The sequence below is a fragment of the Actinophytocola xinjiangensis genome (genome assembly GCF_001921215.1).
GTDB lineage: Bacteria > Actinomycetota > Actinomycetes > Mycobacteriales > Pseudonocardiaceae > Actinophytocola > Actinophytocola xinjiangensis.
In genome coordinates this window covers 25,980-46,892 of the sequence record NZ_MSIF01000019.1, presented here as the reverse complement: position 1 = coordinate 46,892, position 20,913 = coordinate 25,980, and the positions used below count along the sequence as shown (strand labels likewise).

The window sequence follows — 20,913 nt, the reverse complement described above, 5'->3', positions numbered from 1 at the left end:
AACTCAACCTGTTCCCGGGCCGCGGCAGGACGCATGATGATCGGATCTGTCGCCGTCACGTAGGAGGGCTCTGTATGTCGGCCATGTCTCGACGCACCGTCATGTCCACCGGTGCCGCACTGGCTGGTGGGGTGATGACCGGCGGGTTGGCGGCCGGCACCGCCCAGGCCGCGCCGCCGCCCGGCGGGCGGGCCAGGGCGCGTGAGCTGGGGGTGGCGCCCGGTGACCTGCCCACCGGTGACCACAACGCCATCACCGACGTGGCGGGGGTGCGGGTCGGGCAGGTGACGCTGGTCGAGGGCGACCGGGTGCGGACCGGGGTCACCGCGATCGTGCCCCACCCGGACAACGTGTTCCAGGACAAGGTCGCCGGCGGGGTGTTCATCGGCAACGCCTTCGGCAAGCTGGCCGGGTCGACGCAGGTCAGCGAGCTGGGCACGATCGAGGCGCCGATCGTGCTGACCAACACGCTCAGCGTGGCACGCGGGGTGGACGGGACGGTCGCGTGGACGTTGGCGCAGGCCGGCAACGGGTCGGTGCAGTCGGTCAACGCCGTGGTCGGGGAGACCAACGACGGCGCGCTCAACGACATCCGCGGCCGGCACGTCACCGAGGACCACGTGATCGCCGCGATCGAGGCGGCGCGGGGCGGCGTGGTGGCGGAGGGTTCGGTCGGCGCGGGCACCGGCACGACCTGTTTCGGCTGGAAGGGCGGCATCGGGACCTCGTCGCGGGTGGTCGGCGACTTCACCGTCGGGGTGCTCGTGCAGACGAACTACGGCGGCTCGTTACGGGTCGACGGGGTGCCGGTCGGTGAGGAGCTGTCGCCGCCGTCGATGGCCGACACCTCCGGTGACGGGTCGTGCATGCTCGTCGTCGCCACCGACGCGCCGCTGACCTCCCGCAACCTGGAGCGCCTTGCCGCGCGGGCGGTGTTCGCGATGGCCCGGACCGGGTCGTCCTACAGCAACGGCAGCGGCGACTTCGCGATCGCGTTCTCCACGTCCCCACACGTGCGGGAGGCGCCGGGGTCGGCGGTCCAGGACGCCAAGTACGTGCCCAACGCCGGAATGTCGGGGTTGTTCCTCGGTGCGCTGGACGCGACCGAGGAGGCCATCTACAACTCGATGTTCATGGCCACCACCGTCACCGGCAACGGCGGCACCACCCGGCACGCGATCCCGCTGGACCGGGTCCGCAAGCTCCTGCGCAAGTACGGCCGAGGCTGAGCCGGCTCAGCCGCCTCGGCCGGTGGTGTGGACGGCGACACCGTCGTCGGTGAGGAACACGGCGTACTGGTCGTTCATGCCGATCATCCGGCCGGGGAGGTCGTCGGACACGCGGGTGCCGTTGCGGCGAGTTGGGCGGCGAAGTGATCGTGGGCCGGGGTCAGGGTGTTCGCGGCGTCGCGCAGCACGTCGGCGTCGGCGGTGATGCTGACAACCAGTGTGGCCCGGTTGACAGACCGTTACCGGCGGCGGTTGTCCAGGGCGAAGGCGCCGGGTCCGATGACGGCGATGAGCAGGAACGTCCAGCAGAACAGCGCCGCCAGCTCGCCGTTGTTGCTGATGGGGAACAGCGCCTGCGGCTGGTGCACGGTGAAGTAGGCGAAGGCCATCGCGCCGGAGCACAGCAGGGCGGCGGGGCGGGTGAACAGGCCGAGTGCGATGGCGGTGCCGGCGACGAGTTCGATGATGTGGGCCCACCAGTTCGGCCAGGCGCCGACCGGGGTGGCGACCGTGCCGAACAGGCCGAAGACGCCTCCCAACCCGTGGCAGACGAACAGGAACGCGACGACGACGCGGGTGGCGCCGATGACCCGGTCCTGGAATCCGGGTGCGCCCGTGGCGGCGGCGATGGTGGCCCTGGCACGGTCGGTGATGGCCATCGGTGCTCTCCGTGGAGTAGTCGGTCGTGTACGGGGAGTTCCACCCTACGTGGTCCAGACCACTGGTCAATAGGTCTAGACCATATCGTTCGGGGAGGGGTGTTCCCGATATGGCACCCCGGGGCGGGTGTTCAATGGGGGCATGACCGATCCGCTGGCGCGACGACGCCGGGAGACGGTGGAGTTGGTGGCGGCGCTGACGCGGCGACTCGACAGCATCCTGGAGTCCGCCGCCTACACGACCAACGACGACGAGCACGACCCGGAAGGCGTGACCGTCGCCTTCGAGCGCGCCCAGGTCGCGGGACTGCTGGAGCAGGCACGAACCGAACTACGCGAACTGGACGCCGCCGAGCGGCGGCTGGCGGCCGGCACCTACGGACTGTGCGCACGCTGCGGCGACCCCATCGGCCAGGGACGCCTCGAAGCGCTGCCGGCGGCCACGACCTGCATTCGGTGCGCTCGCTGAGACCTTCACTGAGACGTTCGCCGGGACGTTACCCGCCGGGCCGGTGGTGTTCGACCGGCAAAGGTCGTATGTTTCCTCCGCTCTGATGGGCTCGTGACCCTTGCCGATCATGGAGGAAGCCATGCGCATGTCCCGTGTTGCCCGGGCGCTGACCATCGGGTTCGCGGTGTCCGCCGCCCTCACCGTCGCCCCGCCGGGCGCCACGGCCGAACGGGGACAGAACCCGAACACCGGACGCTGCTGCGACGTGGTGGTGACCGACCAGGCCCGCGACCAGATCACCGTGCTCGACACCCGCGGCGACTGGAACGACCCGCGCGCGGTCCGCTGGTCCTGGCGGCCGACCGCCGACCAGGGATTCGCCGACCTGCTCGACAACTGGGGCCTGCCCGACGAGGCGAAACTGCGCACCTACCGCCACCGGCGCTACCTGCTGACCACCGACTCCTACGGGCTGGCCGCGATGGTCCCCTACCCGTCGGGCACCGGCTCCTACTGGGCCGGCGACGTCGGCCGCTCGGCCAACCCCCACAGCATCGAGGTCCTGCCCGACGGCAACGTGGCCGTCGCGGCCAGCACCGGCGGCTGGGTGCGGGTCTACACCGCCTCACAGGGCCCCCGGTCCACCGACCACACCGAGTTCGCGTTCCCCGGGGCCCACGCGGTGTACTGGGACACCGGCCGCGCACTGCTGTGGACGGTCGGCGACCACGAGGTCGTCGGGCTGACCGTCGGGGGCACGGCGGCGGCGCCGACACTCACCCCCAGCGTGCGGCACGCGCTGCCCACCCCGTGGGGCCACGACCTGCAGCCGGTCGCCGGCCGTGACCGACTGTGGGTGAGCACCGGCAGCCGCGTCTACCAACTCGACCCGCGCACCGGCGTGTTCCACGACGACTACCGCGGCGCCGAGTCCATCGACGTCACAGGCATCAAATCGGTGACCACCAACCCCACCACGGGCCAGACACTGACCACCGCGCCGGAACCGGGAACGGGCTGCACCTGGTGCACGGCCACGGTCCGCCTGCACCTGCCCACCGACTCCCACACCCTGCCCGACGCGCAGATCTACAAGGCCCGCTGGTGGGTCGACCCCCGCTAGCGGCTCAGGCGACGGCGGTTCCCTCCACCTCGACGAGCAGGTCGGGAACCGCCAGCCGGGACACGCCCAGCATCGTCGTCGGCGGGGTCGCGCCGGCGGCACCCAGCCGGCCCGCCAGCACCCCGTAGTGCTCCAGCAGACCGTCGACGTCGGTGGCGTAGACGGTCAGGCGCACCAGGTTGGCCAGCGTCATACCGGCCTCGGCGAGAACCGACTCCAGGTTGTCCAGGCTCAACGCCAACTGCGCGGCCAGGTCACCGGCGTGGCGAGGCGTGCCGTCACCGGCCATCGCGCTCTGGCCGGCGCAGAACAGGGTTCGGGTGTGGCCGGCGACGACCTCACCCTGGTGGTAGCCCAGGGCCGCCGACCAGGCCCAGGGGTTGACCGGCGTGCGCTCGACCGTGCGTTGCATGTGTGCTCCGTTTCCGATGGGGCGCCCGTCGGCGCCGTCAGGAACCCACCTTTCCGGCAATACACGACATCCACTGTCAGGTATTCTGCGGCGGTGCGTGCCGACCGGTTGGTGTCGTTGGTGCTGCTGCTGCGCCAACGCGGACAACTCAGCGCCGCCGCACTCGCCCGCGAACTGGAGGTGTCCACGCGCACGGTGCTGCGCGACATCGAGGCACTGTCGGCCGCCGGGGTCCCCGTCTACGCCGAACGCGGCCGCCGAGGCGGTTTCGCGTTGCTGCCCGGTTTCCGCACCGAACTCACCGGGCTCAACCACGACGAGGCGCTGGCCCTGCTGGTCGCCGGCCTGGGCCGCGCCGAGCAGGTGCTCGGCCTCGGATCCGCGCTCGCCTCCGCCCTGCGCAAGGTCCTCGACGCGCTGCCCGACGACCACCGGGCGCTGGCCAGTGACGGCGCACGACGCCTGCTGGTCGACCCGGACACCGACCTGCTGTCCCACCCGCTGGTCACCGAGGACGTCCCGGACACCACGCTGGTCGCGGTGCGCCGCGCGGTGCTGACCGGGCGGCGGCTGCGCCTCCACTACGCGGCCACCGGCCAACCACCCCGCTGGCGCACGGTCGACCCGATCGGCCTGGTGACCGTGCGCGACCGCGCCTACCTGCTGGCCATCCGCGACGGCCAGGACCGCACCTACCGACTCTCCCGCATCGCGGAGGTCACCGAACTCGCCGAGCCCGCGCGGCGACCCGACCACGTCGACCTGGACCGGCTGTGGCGGGAGCGGTGCGCGCGGTTCCTCGCCGGCAGCGACCAACTCACGGTGGTGGCGCGGGTGAGCCCGTGGCGGCGGGAGGCGTTGGTGGACACGGCACTGGCCGTGCGCGCCGAGAAACCCGCCCCGGACACTGCCCCGGACACTGAGGACTGGACGCGGGTGGAGGTCACCTTCCAGGACGCGCGGCACGCCGAGTGGGCGCTGTGGCAGGCCGGCACGGGCGCGGAGGTCCTGGCGCCGGAATCGTTGCGCACCACGCTGCGTGAGCGGGCCGAGGCGTTCGCCGCCCGCTACTCGACGCCGTCCTGACGCCGTCCTGACACCGACGCCGCCGCAGGTGGGACCGACAGTGGGTGCGGCCCCCGGAACAGCCACCCGGTCGGCGTAATTGACGTAATGCGAGACCAATCCTGCGGAATTCACTCTTTCCGGTGATCGCGAAATTCGTCGTAGGCGCCCCGGTCGACGTCTGGCATAGTACAAGCGCATTTACCGACACAACGGTGTGCGAAATCCGGAGAAACAATAGCGAAAGGCCGGAAATACCATGCGCGCGGAAGCGACCAACCGGGTCCACCTCGTCTTCACCCTGTTCGACGCCGACGGCTCCGGCCAACTCGGCGCCAACGACTTCGACCTCATGGCCCACCGCGTCATCGACGCCGCCGACACCTCCAGCGACGCCGCCAAGGAAGCCATGCTCGCCGCGTTCCGCCGCTACTGGACCACCCTCGCCGCCGAACTCGACACCAACGGCGACAACATGATCACCCTCGAAGAATTCTCGGCGTGCGTACTCTCCCCCGAACGCTTCGACGACACCATCGAGGACTTCGCACTCTCCCTCGCCGCCCTCGGCGACCCCGACGGCGACGGCCTCATCGAACGCCCCGTGTTCATCGCCCTCATGCTCGCCATCGGATTCGACCGCGCCAACATCGAAGCACTGTTCGACGCGTTCGAACCCAACGACGACGACGAGATCACCGTCACCACCTGGGTCCAGGGAATCAAGGACTACTACCGCCCCGACAAGGCCGGCATCGCCGGCGACCACCTCGTCGGACAACCCGGGGCCTGACCAGATGGCCAACACCGTCACAGTGGGGCTCGCGATCGGCCACGGCACCGGACCCGAACTGGCCGCCGTGTTCGACCGCGTCCTCACCCACCTCGGCGACACCCACGGCGTCACCTTCCACATCGTGCGCTCGCCCAGGACCTACCACACCTACCGGTCCTTACGCCACGCCGGCCTCGACCAGATCCGCGCCACCACCCGCGACGACGCCGACCACTACGAACAGTACTGCCGCGAACTGGCCGACCGCAGCGTCACAGCGGTGTTCCGCACCGCCATCAACGCCCAATCCCTCTACCTGGTCCGCCAACGACTCCGCGCGGTCAAAACCGACCTGCTCACCACCCACGACACCACCCTGCTGCTGATCCGCGACGAGGCCCAGGGCTTCTACACCGGCCACAACAGCCACGCCCCCGGCGAAATCACCCGCACCATGCGCTTCAGCCGCGACACCACCGAACAGGTCATCGGCTACGCCCTCGCCCGCGCCCACCGGGAATGGCCCGACACCGGACCCCACCAGATCCTCATGGCCTACAAGTTCCACCTGCTCGACGGCGCCCTCGACGACTGGGTCACCGACCTCACCCGCCGCACCGGCACCCCGATCCGCCTGTGCCAACCCGACACCGTCAACCGCGACCTGATCGAACACGGCCTGCCCGGCCGCACCCTACTCATCGCCGGCAACGAATGGGCCGACATCATGCACGTCGTGCTCCTCGACCGCTTCGGCGGCCAACGCCAGGAAAACCACCACACCGAAAACACCTACCTACACCCCGACGTCCTCGGCCTCATCGAATACCAAACCGTCCACGGCTCGGCCGACGACCTCACCGGCCACAACACCGTCAACCCCACCGCCACCGTGCGCGCCGCCGCCGCCATCGCCCAACACCACGGCGGCTGCGCCGGAGCCATCGACACCGTCGAACAAGCCCTCCACACCGCCCACAGCGACACCACCACCGCCACCACCACCGACCTCGTCGACACCCTCCTCGACCACCTCCACCCCCACACCACGTCGGCGGCCGGACGGTGACCGTCCAACCAGGAACCGTGCTGATCGTCGTCGACCTGCAGAACGACTTCTGCACCGCGACCCGCCACCAACACAACCCCGACACCCTGCACGCCGTCACCACCAACACCGCCCGCGCCATCGACACCGCCCGCACCCACGGCACCGAAGTCGTGTTCGTCCGATTCATCGGCGACCTCGAACACCAACCACCGAGCTGGCGACACCGCGACGCCACCCGAGGCCGCCCACCCAAGTGCCGCGAAGGAACCTGGGGCGCCCAGTTCCACACCGTCACCCCCGCCCCCGGCGAACGCGTCTTCACCAAGAAAGCCTGCTTCGACGCGTTCCTCCACACCGACCTGCACCACCACCTCACCCGCCGAGCCGCCCACCACCTCGTGTTCGCCGGCCTCTACACCGACGTCTGCGTCGACACCACCGCCCGCACCGCCTTCCAAAAGGGCTACCACATCACCATCCTCACCGACTGCACCACCGCCCTCCACCTCGCCGACGACGACATCCTGCGATTCCAACGCGCCCTCTACGGCGCCCGCACCACCACCCACGACCACCCCCACACCTGGACCCGGTTCACCCCCGACAACACGGAGCCACCATCACCGACACCCCACACGGCGTCGGCCTGACAGCCCTCCTCGTCGCCGCCGCCCGCGCCATCGAAACCCACCGCACCGACAGCCTCGCCCAGGACCACCACGCCGAACACTTCGTCCGCGCCGCCCACCCCTGCCGCACCTGGCCCCTCCACCCCCACGACATCCCCGGCGGCGACACCAACCCCCTGTGGGGACGCCTCGCCCGCTACTTCGGACTACGCACCCGCGTCCTGGACGACCACCTCCTCCACACCACCCACCACGGCGCCCGCCAGATCGTGCTCCTCGGCGCCGGCCTCGACACCCGCGCCTACCGCCTCCCCTGGCCACCCGACTGCCACGTCTACGAAATCGACCGCCCCGAAGTCCTCACCTTCAAACACCACGTCCTCGACCGCCTCCACCTCACCCCCCACACCACCCGCACCCCCATCAGCGCCGACCTGCGCACCGACTGGGCACCCGCCCTCACCGCCGCCGGATTCGACCCCACCACCCCCTGCGCCTGGCTCGCCGAAGGACTACTGCTCTACCTACCCAGCGCCCCCGAACGCCACCTCATCGACACCGTCGACCGACTCTCCGCCCCCGGCAGCACCCTCGCCTACGAAATCAAAACCGGCTGGGAACGCCCCGAAGTCCGCGCCAGCCCCGTCTACAGCGCCACCCTGCGCCAGACCGGCGTGGACCTGCTCGCCCTGTTCGACCGCGAACCCCGCCCCGACTCCGCCGCCGACCTCACCACCCGAGGCTGGACCACCACCACCCACACCCCCTACGACTTCACCCGCCACCACGGCCGGGGCCCCCTGCCCGAACCCCACGACGCCCTGGCCGCCAACCGCTGGATCTTCGCCACCAAACCCGCTCCCACCAGCGGCTAGCACAGTGGACAGTGCCATCATTCTGCGGCAACCCGCCGATCACGAGCCCAGGACACGGTAGCCACAGCCGTACTGAGGCGAAGCAGAAGGAATGACACAGTGAAGATCGTTTTCTTGGTGCTCGGGTTCCTGTTCCTGGGCGCAGCCTTCGCCTACAACTACGCCACCGAACCCGAGGCCCGGCTCGCCGGCGGCGTCGAGTGGCGCTGCGAACCACCGACCGAAACAGACAAGAACACCGAGTGCTACACCACCGGCAACGACGACACCTTCCTGCGACTGGACATCATCGAGGTCACCACCTCGGTCCTGCTCGGACTCACCGGCGTCGCCTGCATGGTCGCCGCGGCCGCCGTCGGCAACCGCCGCCCCACCGCGCCGGCCGCACCCACGGCACCCACCCAGCCCTACCCGCCCCAGCAGCAGTACCCCCAGCGACCCACCGCACCCGGACCCCACTGAGCACCCGCCGCCGTGGGTCCGCCCAACCCCACCCACGGCGGCGCCGGAACGCACCCCAACAACCCCCACCGAACATCGGGTGACCGCCGATCGCGCGATGGTGCACCGTCACCGGCCGTGCCTATGCTCGCCACGACGCTGTCATCCAAGGGGGAGGAACCGTCATGTCGCGCACCCTCGCGCACCTTCGACGCCTGATCGCCGTGCTGGCCATCGGTGTGCTCGGCACACTGTCCACCGGCGCCACCGCCCAGGCCGACACCCAACAACTGCGCTGGCAGGCCATCCTGAGCTTCCAAGACGGCGACGCCATCAACGTCTACGGCACCTACAACTCCGGCTGTGTCGCGCCGTGGAAGAACGGGCCGATGACGTCGTTGTTCTTCGTGGGCAACGAGTACGCCGACACGATCGAACTGTTCGACGACCGCGAGTGCACCAGCAAGATCTTCCAGGCCGGTTCCGGCGAGTGGAACGTCGGCAACAAACTCGTCATGGCCTACCAGGTCTACTGATCCGCGACGAGGTCTGGCTCCGGCCCGGAGCCTGACCTCTCCCGTCCTGGCTTCTTTGTCTGTGGTGTCAACCGGATCAGCTCGAGATCGAGCGATAATATCGGACATCTATATAGTTGTTAGTTAATAAAAATAGTGATCAGGGGAGTAGGTCCCATTCGACGATCAACGCCCGGGTGCCGTCGGTACGGACCGGGAGCTCACGTCCCGGGTGGACGGTCGCGGCGTGGTTGAACGGGACCCGGACGTAGCGGCGCACCGGCCGGCCGTCGATCACCAGGTCCAGGCGGGCCACCGCCTCCGCGCCGATCTGGCTGGACGTGCCACGCACCGCGAGGACCGTCGCGGTGCGCAGCGGTTCCCCCGCCGCGCGACGCAGCGCCGCCAGACTGCCGAACATCTGGCGCTGCACCACCGTCCACACCAGGCCCTGCGCCCCGAGGATCAGGCCCGCGCCCGCGACCACCGGAGTCGCCACGCCCCTGACCGGCGCGTCCAGCACCGCCAGACACGCCAGCGCCGCCGCCGCGAGCACCACCGCCATCAGCAGGAACACCTGGCCGATCCGGCCGAACGTCACCGTCACCGCGCTCAACTCCCGTCGCCGTCGCGGCCAGCGTCGCACCGGGCCAGGACCGGCGGGCAGCGGAAGGTTACGCCGTCAGACGACCTTCATCGTGGCTTCATCCCCGGTGGCCATGCTGCGCTCAGTCAGTGATCAGCGGTGCGCGGGAAGGGGAAACCGATGTCGGACGCGCGGATCGACGGCCGCCGCTGGGAACGGACGGTGCTGCGCACACCGTGGCTGACCGAGCACCACGACCTCGGCGCGGTCCTGGCCGCCGCGCTCGCCGACGTCGACACGCCCGGCCAGGAACACCGCGTGCTGGCCGTCGCGGAGAAGGCGGCGATCGTCACCAGCGGCCGGACGATCCCGGCGGACCGGGCCCGCTGGCTGGCCAGGGTCCTCGCCAACGCGGTACGCCCGGTCGGCGACTCCGAAGGCCTCTCGGTCCCGGCGAAGATGCAGTACGTCCTGGACGAGACCGGCTACCTGCGGGTGCTCTGGGCCGCCGCGGCGTCCGCGCTGACCCGCCCGCTGGGCGTGCCCGGCGTCTTCTACCGGATCGCCGGCACGGTGGCCCGCGACCTCGACGGCGCCCGCGGCGCCTACCCGGAAACCCTGCTGCCGCCGCTGTCCGAGGGCGAGGCGCAGCTACTGGCCCACCACCTCGCGGTGCGGCTGGGCCTGCCGGTCGCGGTCGTCGACGTCAACGACCGGGGTGGATCCGTGCGAGGCCGCTCACCCGGCTGCCCACCGGCCGCGACGCTGCTCGCCGTGCTGGCCGACAACCCGCTCGGGCACCGCCGCCAGTCCACCCCGGCCGTCCTGCTGCGCTCACCGGCGCACGGTGCCGAGCAGTAGCCGCAACGGTCCCGGCGCGGTCACCCGCACCACCGCCACATAGCTGACCAGCACGACCGCACCGACGACCGCGACCGCCACGACGTCCGGCACTCCCCCGGTCAGCCAGCGAGCCACCAGACCCGCGACCGCCGCCACCGACCCCGCCGCCGCGACACCGAGCAGTGGGCGGGTCAACGCGGGCAACGCGCCATGTCGGCGATGCAGGCCGACGACGGCCACGACCGCGCCGGCCACACCGGCGGCCACCGTCGCCCCGGCGATGCCGGCGACACCGAACCGGGGCGCCAGCAGCACATCACCGCCGACGTTGACCACGACCGCCACCAGCGCCGACCGCACGGCGATCCCGCCGTCGCCCACCGCGTACGCGGTGCGGGCACACACCTCCCGCACCGCCAGGGCCGGCAACCCGCAGGCCAGCACGGCGGTCACCGACGCGGTCATCGCCACCGCCCGGTCGTCGAACGCGCCACGGGCGAACACCAGCCGCACCACCGGCTGCGCGGTCAACACGACCACGACCACCACCGGCACCAGCACGGCGACCAGCGCCCCCGCGCCCCGCTCGACCAACCCACGCAGTTCGGCCAGCCGCCCGGGACGCGCCGCCAGCGCCAGCTTCGGGTACAGCGCCGCGAGGACCGTCGCGACCAACACCAGGTCCACCGTCGACACCAGCCGCGCCGCGAAGTTCACCGACGCGATCGCCCCGTCGGACACCGTCGACGCCACCGCCCGGTCCACCAGCGTGTTGACGGTCGACGCCGCGCTGCCCACCAGCAACGCCGGCACCAGCCGCACCACCTCGGCCAGGCCGGGATCACGCCACCGCAGCGACGGCAGCGGAAGCCGCCACCCGAACGCCGGCAGCTGGATCAGCAGCCGCACCGCCGAGCCCACCACGAAACCCCACGCCAGCGCGTGCGCCCCGAACACCGGGCCGGCCAACGCCGCCGAGGCGATCATCACCACGTTGAACCCGACCCCCTGCGACGCCGCCGGGGCGAAACGGCCCACCGCCTGACCGGCGCCGGCCAGCAGGTTCGTCGCGCTGACCAGCACGGTGGCGACCAGCACGACCCTGGTCAGGTCGACGGCCAGCGCCGTGGTCGCCGGGCCGAACCCGGGGGCCAGCACCGCCACCACCGCCGGCGCCCCCAGCCACATCGCGACCCCGCCCGCCGCCAGCACCACACACGACAGGCCCAGCGCCGCGCGGACCGTGACCAGCCCCTCGGCCCCGGCCCGCGCCACCACCGGCACCACCGCCTTGGCCAGCGCACCGGACACCAGCCCCAGCACCAGGTTCATCAGCCCCTGCGCCACCAGGAACGCGTCCATCGCCGGGCCGGCCCCGAACACGGCGGCGACCACCACGTCGCGTCCCAGTCCCAGCGCGGCGCCGGCCGCGGTCAACGCGGCGGTCAGCAACGCCGCCCCTCGCACACTCATCGGCCACGGACCCTAGCCAGACCCACCGGCCAGGCACCGAAGGTGAAGCGATCCTCATCCGGCTCTCATGCCGGCGTGTACGAGCACACCGCGTGCTCCTCGACGACCGCGTCGCCCTCCTCGTTGAGCCGCGACCGGGCGTCGACCCTGTCCACCCGCTTGCCGTCGACCAGGATCTCGCAGGCCAGGTCGGCGCCGGTGGTGTTCTTCCCCTCCTGGTAGGTGAACCTCGCGAACAGCCACAGCGTGCTCGACGAGTCGTAGGGCAGTTCCCGCGTCCACGGCAGCGGCACGGACTCGATCGGCAAGGCCTCGTCGTCGGCGGTGATCGCGATGTCGGCGCTGTCCCAGTCCTCACCGGTCACCCGTAACGTCACCTCACGCGGACCGGCCGGCTCGGCCGGGGTGTCCTGCGCCGAACACCCCGCGCACAGCAGGGCCGCGACGATCACTCCACGGAGTGCACGCATTCCGCCCCCTCCCCCGACAGCCGCGAATGCGCCTTCACCACACTTTTCCCGTCGACCAGGATCTCGCACGCGGCGATGGAGACGGACGCGACCAGGGCCACCCTGGTCCCCCGCTCCACCTCCCGTTCCTCCGACCACGGCGGCGTCACCTCCCGGGGCGCCGGCGGGACCGCCGTGGTGCCCAGCATGCTCCAGCTCACCGTCACCGTCCGGGTGTAGCTGGACACCTTCAACGTCACCGTCACCGGCCCCGTGTCGTCTTCGGCGGGCGCGTCGGCCGACGAACAGCCAACACACCCCACCAGCACCGCCACGGCCCCCAGTCCCGCGAGAAGCCTGCTCATACCAGCGCATCGTACGGACCGTGATCACCTCGGGGTCCTCGCCAGGTGCATTCCGGCTGACCGCCCGGTGCCACCTCCGGAGCCGTTCGCGGCACCGGGGGAAGACTGGGCGGGTGAAGGCGTTGCGGACGGCCGCGACCTCGACGGTCGGGCCCTACGGGGTGGTGGCCGAGTTGGGGCAGGGCGGCATGGGCCGGGTGCTGCTGGGCAGCGCACCGGACGGCCGGCTGGTCGCGGTGAAGCTGGTGCACGAGCCACTGGCCGACGACGACGGGTTCCGGGCGCGGTTCCGGCGCGAGGTGGCGGCGTCGAAAGCGGTGTCCGGCGCCTACACCGCCGCCGTCGTGGACGCCGACCCGGACGCGCCGACACCGTGGCTGGCGTCGGTGTTCGTCCCGGGACCGTCGCTGCACGAGGCACTCACCACGGTCGGTGCGCTGCCCGAGCCGGCGGTGCTGCGCCTGGCCGCCGGGCTCGCGTCGGCGTTGACCCACATCCACCGCGCGGGGCTGGTGCACCGCGACCTCAAACCCTCCAACGTGTTGCTCACCGACGACGGGCCCCGGGTGATCGACTTCGGGATCGTGCGGGCGGTCAGCGAGAGCGACGAGCTGACCCGCACGGGGTGGCTGGTGGGTTCACCGGCGTTCATGTCGCCCGAGCAGGCCGACGGCGGTGCGGTCGGACCGGCGGGCGACGTGTTCGCGCTGGGGTCGGTGGTGGTCGCGGCCGCGACCGGAGCCAGCCCGTTCGTGGGAGCCACGACCCTGCACACGCTGACCAACATCGTGCGCCACGACCCGCGACTGGCCGGTGTGCCCGACGCGGTGCGGCGGATCGTCGAACCCTGCCTGGCCAAGGACCCCGCCGACCGGCCGACGCCGGCCGCGGTGCTGGCGTCGATCGGGCAGATCGCGCCGGCCGTGCGGCCGTGGCCGCAGGACGTGCACCAGCTGATCGTGCGCCGCCAGGCCGAGGTCGGCGAGTTCCTCGAACCGGGACGCGACGCCACCGTGCTGGTCACCGGCCCTCCCCCGCGTTCGACCAGGGTCGAGGCCCGGGCGCGGCGCCCCCGGCGGTGGATCGCGGCCGCCGCGCTGGTCGTCGTGCTCGCGCTCGCCGGGGCCCTGGTCTGGTCGGTGTGGCCCTCGGAGCGGCCCGCACGGCCGGCACCGTCCCAGCAGGCACCGGTGATCGAGCGGATCGGCACCGACATGACCGGCACGTCCCCGGTGACGTCCCTGATGGTCAGCCCGGACGGCGCCGTGATCACCGCCCGGTTCGAGGACCGGACCGTGCAGTCGTGGGACTCGGCGACCCAGGACCAGATCGGACAGATCCTCGGCTCGTTCAGCGGCGACGGGGTCCGCCACGCCGTGTTCGCCCCCGACAACCGCACCCTGGTCACCGCCCGCGTGGAAGGCGAGGACGAGGACCAGCGGATCGTCGTGGAGCACTGGGACCTGACCACCGGCCGGCAACCGGTCGGACCGTTCAGCCCCGACCTCACCGGCGAGGACCGCTTCTACGGCAACGTCTGGCCGATGCTGAGCCCCGACGGCCGCGTCCTGGCCGTGAGCAGCGACTACGACCGGCAGATCCGGCTCTGGGACGTCAACGCCCGCCGATCGCTCGGTGGTGTCGAGGAGAGATCGGCCTGGGGATTCAGCCCCGACTCCCGCACGTTGATCACCAGCGGCCTGGCCGGTTGGGACGTGGCGACCCGGCGGAAGATCGCCGAAGGCATCTCCCTGCCGGACGACGAACAGCTCCGGAGCTACGTCTACACCGACGACGGCGCCACCCAGCTGACGGTCAGCCCCGACCGGTCCACCGACGCCGAGGACGCCGTGGTGCGCTGGTGGGACACGGCCAGCCGCAACCAGCTGCGGCAACCGCTCACCATCGCCACCAGCGCCGAGCGGATCGCGCTCAGCCCGGACGGCCGGCGCCTCGCCACGGTCGACGCGATGACCGGCGCGACGGTGTGGGACCTGGACACCGGGAACCGGATCGGCGAGAAGATTCCCGGTGTCACCGCCGTCGCCTTCACCCCCAACGGCATTCTGGTCACCGGGAACAACGACAACGCGATCCAGCTGTGGCGGCTCCCGGCCGGCTGAGGACCGTGTCGCCGTACGGTCTTTTCCCTGTCATCATGGGAAAGATGAGCTCGGCACGAGAAATCCCCGACCTCCTGTCCGCCGAATTCGCCGCCGACCCGTACCCGGTCTACCGCCCCTGCGCGAGGAACACCCGCTGCTGTGGCACGAAGCCACCCGAAGTTACGTGATCTCCCGGTACGAGGACGTGTCCCGCGCCTTCCGCGATCCGGTTTTCACCACGGAGAACTACGACTGGCAGATCGCCCCCGTGCACGGCCGGACAATTCTCCAGCTGAGCGGCCGGGAACACGCCGTCCGCCGCGCCCTCGTGGCCCCCGCGTTCCGCGGACACGAGCTGGAGACCAGGTTCCGCCCGGTGATCGAACGCAACGCGCGGGAACTGATCGACCGGTTCCGCGAGCGCGGAACGGCCGACCTGGTCACCGAGTTCGCCCGCCGGTTCCCGATCAACGTCATCGTGGACATGCTGGGTCTCGACCGGGACAACCACGACCGCTTCCAGAAGTGGTACACGGCGATGATCGCCTACCTCGGCAACCTCAGCCAGGACGAGGACGTCGCTGCCGCCGGCCTGCGGACCCGCGACGAACTCGCCGCCCACGTGATCCCCATCATCCGCCACCGCCGGGAGAACCTGGGCGAGGACCTGCTCTCCGCCCTGTGCCGCGCCGAGATCGACGGCACCCGCATGTCCGACGAGGAGATCAAGGCGTTCGTCAGCCTGCTGCTGGCCGCCGGGGGCGAAACCACCGACAAGGCTGTCGCCAGCCTGTTCCGCAACCTGCTGGACAACCCCGACCAGCTGGCGGCCGTGCGCGCCGACCGGACCCTGATCGACCGCGCGTTCGCCGAGACCCTGCGCCACAGCCCACCCGTCCACATGATCATGCGCCAGGTCGCCGAGGACGTCCCGGTCACCGGCGGCACCATCCCCGCCGGCAGCACCGTCATCTGCCTCATCGGTGCCGCCAACCGCGACCCCCACCAGTTCACCGACCCCGACACCTTCACCCTGTTCCGCGACGACCTCCCGACCGGCACCGCGTTCTCCGCCGCCGCCAACCACGTCGCCTTCGCCCTGGGCCGCCATTTCTGCGTCGGCGCCCTGCTCGCCAGAACCGAGATCGAGGTCGCGACGAACCAGCTCCTCGACGCCCTGCCCGACCTTCGGCTCGCCGAGGAATCCCCGGTCGACGAGGGCGTCTTCACCCGGGGCCCGGCGTCACTTCGGATCTCGTTCACCCCGGCCTGAGATATCCGTGATCCCTTCCTGGCTTTCTTTTGGGGTGCGCTGGACAGGACCACGTCAAGGCGATAATATCGGACAACTATATAGCTTATAGTTGATACAAGGAGGTTGGCGGGCATGGAGGGAGTCGATGAGGTGGGCCGACTGCTGTTCGGCCGTCCGTGTCGGCTGCGGGTGGCGTTGTGGATCCATGCCCGGGGCGGGCGGCGGTTCTACCAGTCGGAGCCGCCACCGGAGGTCATTCCGCAAAGTGCCGCCGGGACCGAGCTGCGGCGGTTCGTGCACCTCGGAATGTTGACCGAGCACCGCGAGAGCGGCAGCCGGCGGGTGTACTACGAGATCACGACCAGTCCGTTGTGGACGATCGTGATCGCGGCCGCGCGGGTGGTCCCGACCTGAGTCCTACCAGCGGTTGCGAGCTTCCTCCGCCCAGCCGGTCAGGCCGTCCAGCGACGTCGGGGTGTCGTTGTCGGTGAGGGCCCAGCCGGTGAAGTGGCCGAAGCACTGGTGGGTCTCGTTCGCGACGACGCCCAGGTTGGTCCTGGCCACCTTCTCGTGGAACGGGTGGAACTCGGCGTCCACCCGGTCACCGGTGATCCGCCACGGACGCGACCAGTCCGAGCGGTCGTAGGTCCACCGCAGGTCCTCGCCGACCTTGTGCAGGCGCCCGTCGACGAACAGGGCGTTCTCGGTGACGCCGGTGCCGTCGGTCCACTTGCCGCCCAGCTGGATCGCCCGCCCGGCGCCGGCACCGGCCGCCCAGTTCCAGGTGATCGCGTACGGCCACCGGCCACGGCCGTGGTCCAGGACGGCGAACGACTCCGGGCCGCCCAGCTCGTGCACCGAACCGTTCAGCGTCAGCGTGCCACGCACCGGCCGGCCGACGTCCTTGACCGTGTACTGGAACCGGCGCTCACTCCACGGCACCACCACGCCCAGCGACTCGTGGCCCGCCGGCAGCGGGACCTCCAGGTCCAGCCGGACCGGGCCGGACGCGGCATGCAGGGTCGTACCGTCGGGGCGTTGGGAGATCCGCACGGCCTGGGTCGCCGACCGTGCCGACACCTCGCCCTCACCGCTGCGCGGCGGGAACGCCGTCGCGCGGGCCAGCGGCACCACCGCGTCGACCGACGTCTCCCGGCCGGTGGCGCGCTCCAGGACGTAGAGGCCGTGCACCCCGGCGTAGTCCAACGAGGACACCACCAGGCCGACGATGTGCCCCGGTATGACGATCCCCCAGTACTCCCACCGCTTGGTCCGGCCCCAGCCGCGCAGGTTCGCGGTGTGCAGCGGCCGGCGCGTCCAGCCAACGGCCGCCGGGTTGAGCCGCCCGTCCGGCAGGCACAGGTCGACCGGAGCCGTCAGCTCCCTCTCGTGGGTCACCGGCGCAGAATAGGTCAACCGTGGCCGGCCTGGGAGGCGGCGGCGTGCGCGTCGAGCTGGTCGAGGGTCAGGTGGCGGCGCGGCGGACGGTCCAGGACGACCCGCCGGGCCAGGTTCCGGTGCTCGTCCACGTGCAGCAGTTCGCCGGGGCGCAGCTCGTGCCAGCCGGGGTCCCGGTCCATCCGCTCGGAGGCCACCACGACCGCCGGGTGGTCCGACAGCGCCCCGGACCGCACGTGGATGCGGCCCAGCCGACTGGTGTGCTCCAGGTTCCGGTCGCCGTCCGGACCACCGGCGGCACGCTGCAGGACGAACAGGTCGTGCGTGCCGGGGTAGCGCAGTGCCCACAGCTCCGACGGCGTGGTCACGATCAGGTTCATCGCGTACACCGGCAGGGTGTCGGCGACCCATCGCACCGCCGTGGTGATGCCGGCGGTGACGTCCCCGCCGTGCAGGTCCACGTTCTTGGTGATCAACGCGAAGAGCCGCTCCGAGTCGGTGTCGCCCGTCACCAGATCGCGGTAGTCGCCGAGCGCGGCCTCCAGCTTCGGCAGGTCCTCGATCACCCCGTTGTGGGCGAACAGCCGACCGTGCTGCTCGAACGGGTGAGTGTTGCGCGTGTCGAGGCCACCGGTGGACGCGTAGCGGATGTGCGCCACGAACGTCGCCGACTCGCGCTCCTTGGCCTCCGTGGCGAACCGCTCGTCCGCGTAGGCCGCCAGCGGCTGCTTGTCCACCTCGGGTGTGCCGTCCTCGTCGAACACCCCCAGCCCCGTCCCGTCCGGTTCGCGCCGGCTCTGCTCGGCCAGGCTGTTGGGCGCCTCCAGCAACCAGAACGTCGCCAGCACCCGCCTCGGTGACGCCGACATCCCGAACAGTCGACACATCAGCCCCGCTCCTTCCACCGTGCGGACCCCGCTCCCCCGGATTCCCGCCCGGAGCCGAGGTAACCGCCGGTGAGGTCACACCAACCGGTGATCCGCCCGACGTTCCGGGGCCGGCTCACGACTTGTGACCGTTCCGGTCAACCGGGTCGACGTGCCACGATCGGGTGATGGGCGGGCCGTCGCGGGTCCGCCCTACATCTGAAAACGGAGGGCGCACGTGTTTCCCACCCTGCAACTCACTCGCCCCGTCCGCGGCCTGATCATCCTGATCGCCGCGGTACTACTCGTCGGCGTGGCCGCCGTCGTCGGGGCGCCGACGGCCGGCGCGTTCCCGCCGGACGTCCCACCCAAGGCCCAGGTGCAGTCCGAGCTCAACGCGCTGCGCGTGGCCGGCGAGGGCTCGATGACCGGCTACTCCCGAGAGAAGTTCCCGCACTGGCACACCGTTTCCGGCAGCTGCAACACCCGGGAGACGGTCCTCAAGCGGGACGGCACGAACGTCAGCGTCGGCTCGGACTGCTACCCGACGTCGGGCAGTTGGTACAGCTACTTCGACGGCGTGACCAGGACGACCGCCTCGCAGATCAGCATCGACCACGTCGTGGCGCTGGCCGAGGCGTGGCGCTCCGGCGCCAGCGGCTGGACCACGGCCCGGCGCGAGGCGTTCGCCAACGACGTCACCGGCCCGCAGCTGATCGCGGTGACCACCGAGGTGAACAGCTCCAAGGGCGACCGTGACCCGTCGGCGTGGAAGCCGCCGAGGACCAGTTCGCACTGCGGCTACTCGAAGTTCTGGATCCACACCAAGTACCGGTGGGGACTGACGCTGCAGTCGGCGGAGAAGTCCGCCCTGCAGACCATGCTCAACACCTGCTCGTACTGATCCTCGGTCCGGGGCGGTGTCCCGCCGCCCCGGACCCGCCCCCCTGCGAGGTAGCAGTGAAGCGGTTACTCGTCCTGCCCGTGGTCGTCGCGTTGGCCGGTGGTCTGGCCGCCGCGCCGGCCGCCGCCCAGACCGTTCCCCCCGCCGCGGTGATCAACCGCGACTTCCCCGACCCCGAGATCCTCCAGGTCGACGGAACCTTCCACGCCTACTCCACCAGCTCCTCCCCCGGCCGCGTCCCGTACGCCACCGCGCCCGCCGCCACCGGCCCCTGGACGGTCAGGGGCGACGCGCTCCCGCAGAAGCCGTCGTGGGCGGGCAGCGGTGGTTTCTGGGCGCCGGACGTGTCCCGGCGCGCCGACGGCCGGTACCTCATGTACTTCACCGGTCCGAGCGCCGCCGCCGGGCGGATGTGCCTCGGGGCCGCGCTCGCCGACAGTCCCGCCGGGCCGTTCGTGCCGACCTCCGGCCAGCCGCTGGTGTGCAACGCCGGTGAGGGCGGCGACATCGACCCGTCGAGCTTCGTCGACACCAACGGCGCGCGGTACCTGCTGTACAAGAACGACGGCAACGCGATCGGACAGCCCACGATCATCTGGCTCCAGCCGACCGCCGCCGACGGCATCACGTTCACCGGCGCCCGCCGGGAGCTGCTGCGCAACAACCGCCCGGAGGACCAGGGCGTGATCGAGGCGCCGGTGCTGGTCCGCCGGGCCTCGCAGTACGTGCTGTTCTACTCGGCCGGGGTGTACACCACCGGCAACTACCACACCAGCTACGCCGTCTCCGGGGCGCTGAACGGGCCCTACACCCGCGCCTACCGGCCACTGATCACCACCACGACCCTCGACGGCGCCGTCAACGGACCCGGCGGCGCGGACGTCGTCGGCAACCGGATCTTCTTCCACGGCCACCTGGCCGCCGGCGGCCGGGGCATGTACACCGCCGCGCTCGGCTGGGCCAACGACTACCCCGTGGTCCGCGGCAGCCGGGTACGCTACGAGGTCGAACGCGGCACCCTCAACCACGCCTACGTCCGCTCCGGTGCGGCCGGGGCGTCCCAGGGCGCGGTCGCCGCCGGCATCGACTTCGCCGACAGCTGGGCCGACACGTCGGTGTTCGCCCCGGTCGCCGGCACCTACACCGTGCACATCGGCTACGCCGCCGGCTACGGCGAGGCCCAGCACACCCTCACCGTCAACGGCGGCGCCGCCCAGGTCGTCACCTACCCCGACCGGGGCTGGGACAACTGGACCCAGGTCGCCGCGCACGTCACCCTCAACGCCGGCTTCAACACCGTCCGCCTGCAGTTCCGCGGCCGCTGGGCGGAACTGGACTACCTGGAGGTGGCCTAGCGGTAGGACGTCGCTCGTGGCGCCGTTGCCACCGTGTGGGCCGGGGCGAGGTTCCACACCATACGCCGGGCCCGGGTCTCCCGCTCGGT

The 20,913-nt window shown here is 71.2% G+C and carries 24 protein-coding genes; 16 read left to right on the top strand and 8 right to left on the bottom strand.

The genetic code is table 11. The features are described from left to right. Window positions 1-83 precede the first annotated feature (83 nt). On the top strand, window positions 84-1,229 hold the full coding sequence (locus BLA60_RS29920; protein ID WP_245812221.1) for a DmpA family aminopeptidase: 1,146 nt from the start codon (window positions 84-86) through the stop codon (window positions 1,227-1,229). Between the two features lie 239 nt (window positions 1,230-1,468). Here BLA60_RS29920 and BLA60_RS29915 read toward each other — a convergent pair whose 3' ends face one another. Continuing rightward, complete coding sequence (locus BLA60_RS29915; protein WP_075136376.1) at window positions 1,469-1,888, bottom strand: DoxX family protein; 420 nt, start codon at window positions 1,886-1,888, stop codon at window positions 1,469-1,471. 142 nt (window positions 1,889-2,030) lie between these two features. Between BLA60_RS29915 and BLA60_RS29910 the strand changes: the two genes are divergently transcribed. Beyond that, window positions 2,031-2,357, top strand: coding sequence for a TraR/DksA family transcriptional regulator (locus BLA60_RS29910; RefSeq protein ID WP_075136375.1), 327 nt, complete (start codon window positions 2,031-2,033; stop codon window positions 2,355-2,357). A 121-nt stretch (window positions 2,358-2,478) separates the two neighbouring features. Further along, window positions 2,479-3,462 carry a DUF6528 family protein gene (locus BLA60_RS29905; RefSeq protein WP_084735389.1) on the top strand — a complete coding sequence of 328 codons (984 nt, stop codon included), beginning with the start codon at window positions 2,479-2,481 and terminating at the stop codon, window positions 3,460-3,462. A gap of 4 nt (window positions 3,463-3,466) precedes the next feature. Here BLA60_RS29905 and BLA60_RS29900 read toward each other — a convergent pair whose 3' ends face one another. After that, the gene (locus BLA60_RS29900; protein WP_075136373.1) at window positions 3,467-3,874 is read right to left on the bottom strand and encodes a RidA family protein; all 408 of its coding nucleotides are present in this window, start codon (window positions 3,872-3,874) and stop codon (window positions 3,467-3,469) included. Window positions 3,875-3,967: 93 nt separating this feature from the next. Here BLA60_RS29900 and BLA60_RS29895 point away from each other — a divergent pair, with 93 nt between their 5' ends. From BLA60_RS29895 to BLA60_RS29865, 7 genes are all read left to right on the top strand, one after another. Then, on the top strand, window positions 3,968-4,960 hold the full coding sequence (locus BLA60_RS29895; protein ID WP_075136372.1) for a helix-turn-helix transcriptional regulator: 993 nt from the start codon (window positions 3,968-3,970) through the stop codon (window positions 4,958-4,960). 238 nt (window positions 4,961-5,198) lie between these two features. Further along, window positions 5,199-5,732: an EF-hand domain-containing protein gene (locus tag BLA60_RS29890; RefSeq protein ID WP_075136371.1), complete on the top strand. Its 534-nt coding sequence runs from the start codon at window positions 5,199-5,201 to the stop codon at window positions 5,730-5,732. A 4-nt stretch (window positions 5,733-5,736) separates the two neighbouring features. Then, the gene (locus BLA60_RS29885) at window positions 5,737-6,783 is read left to right on the top strand and encodes an isocitrate/isopropylmalate family dehydrogenase (RefSeq protein ID WP_075136370.1); all 1,047 of its coding nucleotides are present in this window, start codon (window positions 5,737-5,739) and stop codon (window positions 6,781-6,783) included. A 17-nt stretch (window positions 6,784-6,800) separates the two neighbouring features. Beyond that, window positions 6,801-7,415 carry a cysteine hydrolase family protein gene (locus BLA60_RS29880; RefSeq protein ID WP_245812238.1) on the top strand — a complete coding sequence of 205 codons (615 nt, stop codon included), beginning with the start codon at window positions 6,801-6,803 and terminating at the stop codon, window positions 7,413-7,415. Continuing rightward, window positions 7,349-8,269: an SAM-dependent methyltransferase gene (locus BLA60_RS29875; protein ID WP_245812236.1), complete on the top strand. Its 921-nt coding sequence runs from the start codon at window positions 7,349-7,351 to the stop codon at window positions 8,267-8,269. Before BLA60_RS29880 ends, BLA60_RS29875 begins: the two co-directional genes overlap by 67 nt. A 99-nt stretch (window positions 8,270-8,368) precedes the next feature. Continuing rightward, a complete protein-coding gene (locus BLA60_RS29870; RefSeq protein WP_075136368.1) occupies window positions 8,369-8,731 on the top strand; it encodes a hypothetical protein in 363 nt (120 codons plus the stop codon). A gap of 164 nt (window positions 8,732-8,895) precedes the next feature. Beyond that, on the top strand, window positions 8,896-9,246 hold the full coding sequence (locus BLA60_RS29865) for a hypothetical protein (protein ID WP_075136367.1): 351 nt from the start codon (window positions 8,896-8,898) through the stop codon (window positions 9,244-9,246). A gap of 139 nt (window positions 9,247-9,385) precedes the next feature. Here the strand turns inward: BLA60_RS29865 and BLA60_RS29860 are convergent, their stop codons facing one another. After that, window positions 9,386-9,832, bottom strand: coding sequence for a hypothetical protein (locus BLA60_RS29860; RefSeq protein WP_075136366.1), 447 nt, complete (start codon window positions 9,830-9,832; stop codon window positions 9,386-9,388). Window positions 9,833-9,991: 159 nt separating this feature from the next. On the opposite strand from BLA60_RS29860, the gene BLA60_RS29855 reads away from it, so the two are divergent. After that, a complete protein-coding gene (locus BLA60_RS29855; RefSeq protein ID WP_075136365.1) occupies window positions 9,992-10,672 on the top strand; it encodes a hypothetical protein in 681 nt (226 codons plus the stop codon). Here the strand turns inward: BLA60_RS29855 and BLA60_RS29850 are convergent. The 3 genes from BLA60_RS29850 to BLA60_RS45785 all read right to left on the bottom strand — a co-directional run bounded on the left by BLA60_RS29850 (window position 10,646) and on the right by BLA60_RS45785 (window position 12,941). Continuing rightward, window positions 10,646-12,127 (bottom strand): lipid II flippase MurJ, encoded by a 1,482-nt coding sequence (locus BLA60_RS29850; protein WP_075136364.1) that lies wholly within the window; start codon window positions 12,125-12,127, stop codon window positions 10,646-10,648. The two genes, BLA60_RS29855 and BLA60_RS29850, sit on opposite strands and share 27 nt — an antisense overlap. A gap of 65 nt (window positions 12,128-12,192) precedes the next feature. Then, on the bottom strand, window positions 12,193-12,597 hold the full coding sequence (locus BLA60_RS29845) for a hypothetical protein (protein ID WP_170108420.1): 405 nt from the start codon (window positions 12,595-12,597) through the stop codon (window positions 12,193-12,195). Continuing rightward, window positions 12,576-12,941 (bottom strand): hypothetical protein, encoded by a 366-nt coding sequence (locus tag BLA60_RS45785; RefSeq protein ID WP_075136362.1) that lies wholly within the window; start codon window positions 12,939-12,941, stop codon window positions 12,576-12,578. Before BLA60_RS45785 ends, BLA60_RS29845 begins: the two co-directional genes overlap by 22 nt. 113 nt (window positions 12,942-13,054) lie before the next feature. On the opposite strand from BLA60_RS45785, the gene BLA60_RS29835 reads away from it, so the two are divergent. The 3 genes from BLA60_RS29835 to BLA60_RS29825 all read left to right on the top strand — a co-directional run bounded on the left by BLA60_RS29835 (window position 13,055) and on the right by BLA60_RS29825 (window position 16,715). Then, on the top strand, window positions 13,055-15,064 hold the full coding sequence (locus BLA60_RS29835; RefSeq protein WP_075136361.1) for a WD40 repeat domain-containing serine/threonine protein kinase: 2,010 nt from the start codon (window positions 13,055-13,057) through the stop codon (window positions 15,062-15,064). Window positions 15,065-15,230: 166 nt separating this feature from the next. Beyond that, window positions 15,231-16,319, top strand: a complete 1,089-nt coding sequence (locus tag BLA60_RS29830; protein WP_245812220.1) for a cytochrome P450 — start codon at window positions 15,231-15,233, stop codon at window positions 16,317-16,319. 114 nt (window positions 16,320-16,433) lie between these two features. Further along, the gene (locus tag BLA60_RS29825) at window positions 16,434-16,715 is read left to right on the top strand and encodes a hypothetical protein (protein WP_075136360.1); all 282 of its coding nucleotides are present in this window, start codon (window positions 16,434-16,436) and stop codon (window positions 16,713-16,715) included. 3 nt (window positions 16,716-16,718) lie between these two features. Here BLA60_RS29825 and BLA60_RS29820 read toward each other — a convergent pair whose 3' ends face one another. Both BLA60_RS29820 and BLA60_RS29815 read right to left on the bottom strand, forming a co-directional pair. Continuing rightward, window positions 16,719-17,699, bottom strand: a complete 981-nt coding sequence (locus tag BLA60_RS29820; protein ID WP_075136359.1) for a DUF2804 domain-containing protein — start codon at window positions 17,697-17,699, stop codon at window positions 16,719-16,721. A 14-nt stretch (window positions 17,700-17,713) separates the two neighbouring features. Next, on the bottom strand, window positions 17,714-18,586 hold the full coding sequence (locus BLA60_RS29815; protein WP_075136358.1) for a class II glutamine amidotransferase: 873 nt from the start codon (window positions 18,584-18,586) through the stop codon (window positions 17,714-17,716). A gap of 265 nt (window positions 18,587-18,851) precedes the next feature. Here BLA60_RS29815 and BLA60_RS29810 point away from each other — a divergent pair, with 265 nt between their 5' ends. Then, on the top strand, window positions 18,852-19,469 hold the full coding sequence (locus BLA60_RS29810; RefSeq protein ID WP_425427104.1) for a GmrSD restriction endonuclease domain-containing protein: 618 nt from the start codon (window positions 18,852-18,854) through the stop codon (window positions 19,467-19,469). A 56-nt stretch (window positions 19,470-19,525) separates the two neighbouring features. After that, complete coding sequence (locus tag BLA60_RS29805; RefSeq protein WP_075136357.1) at window positions 19,526-20,824, top strand: family 43 glycosylhydrolase; 1,299 nt, start codon at window positions 19,526-19,528, stop codon at window positions 20,822-20,824. Window positions 20,825-20,913 lie beyond the last annotated feature (89 nt).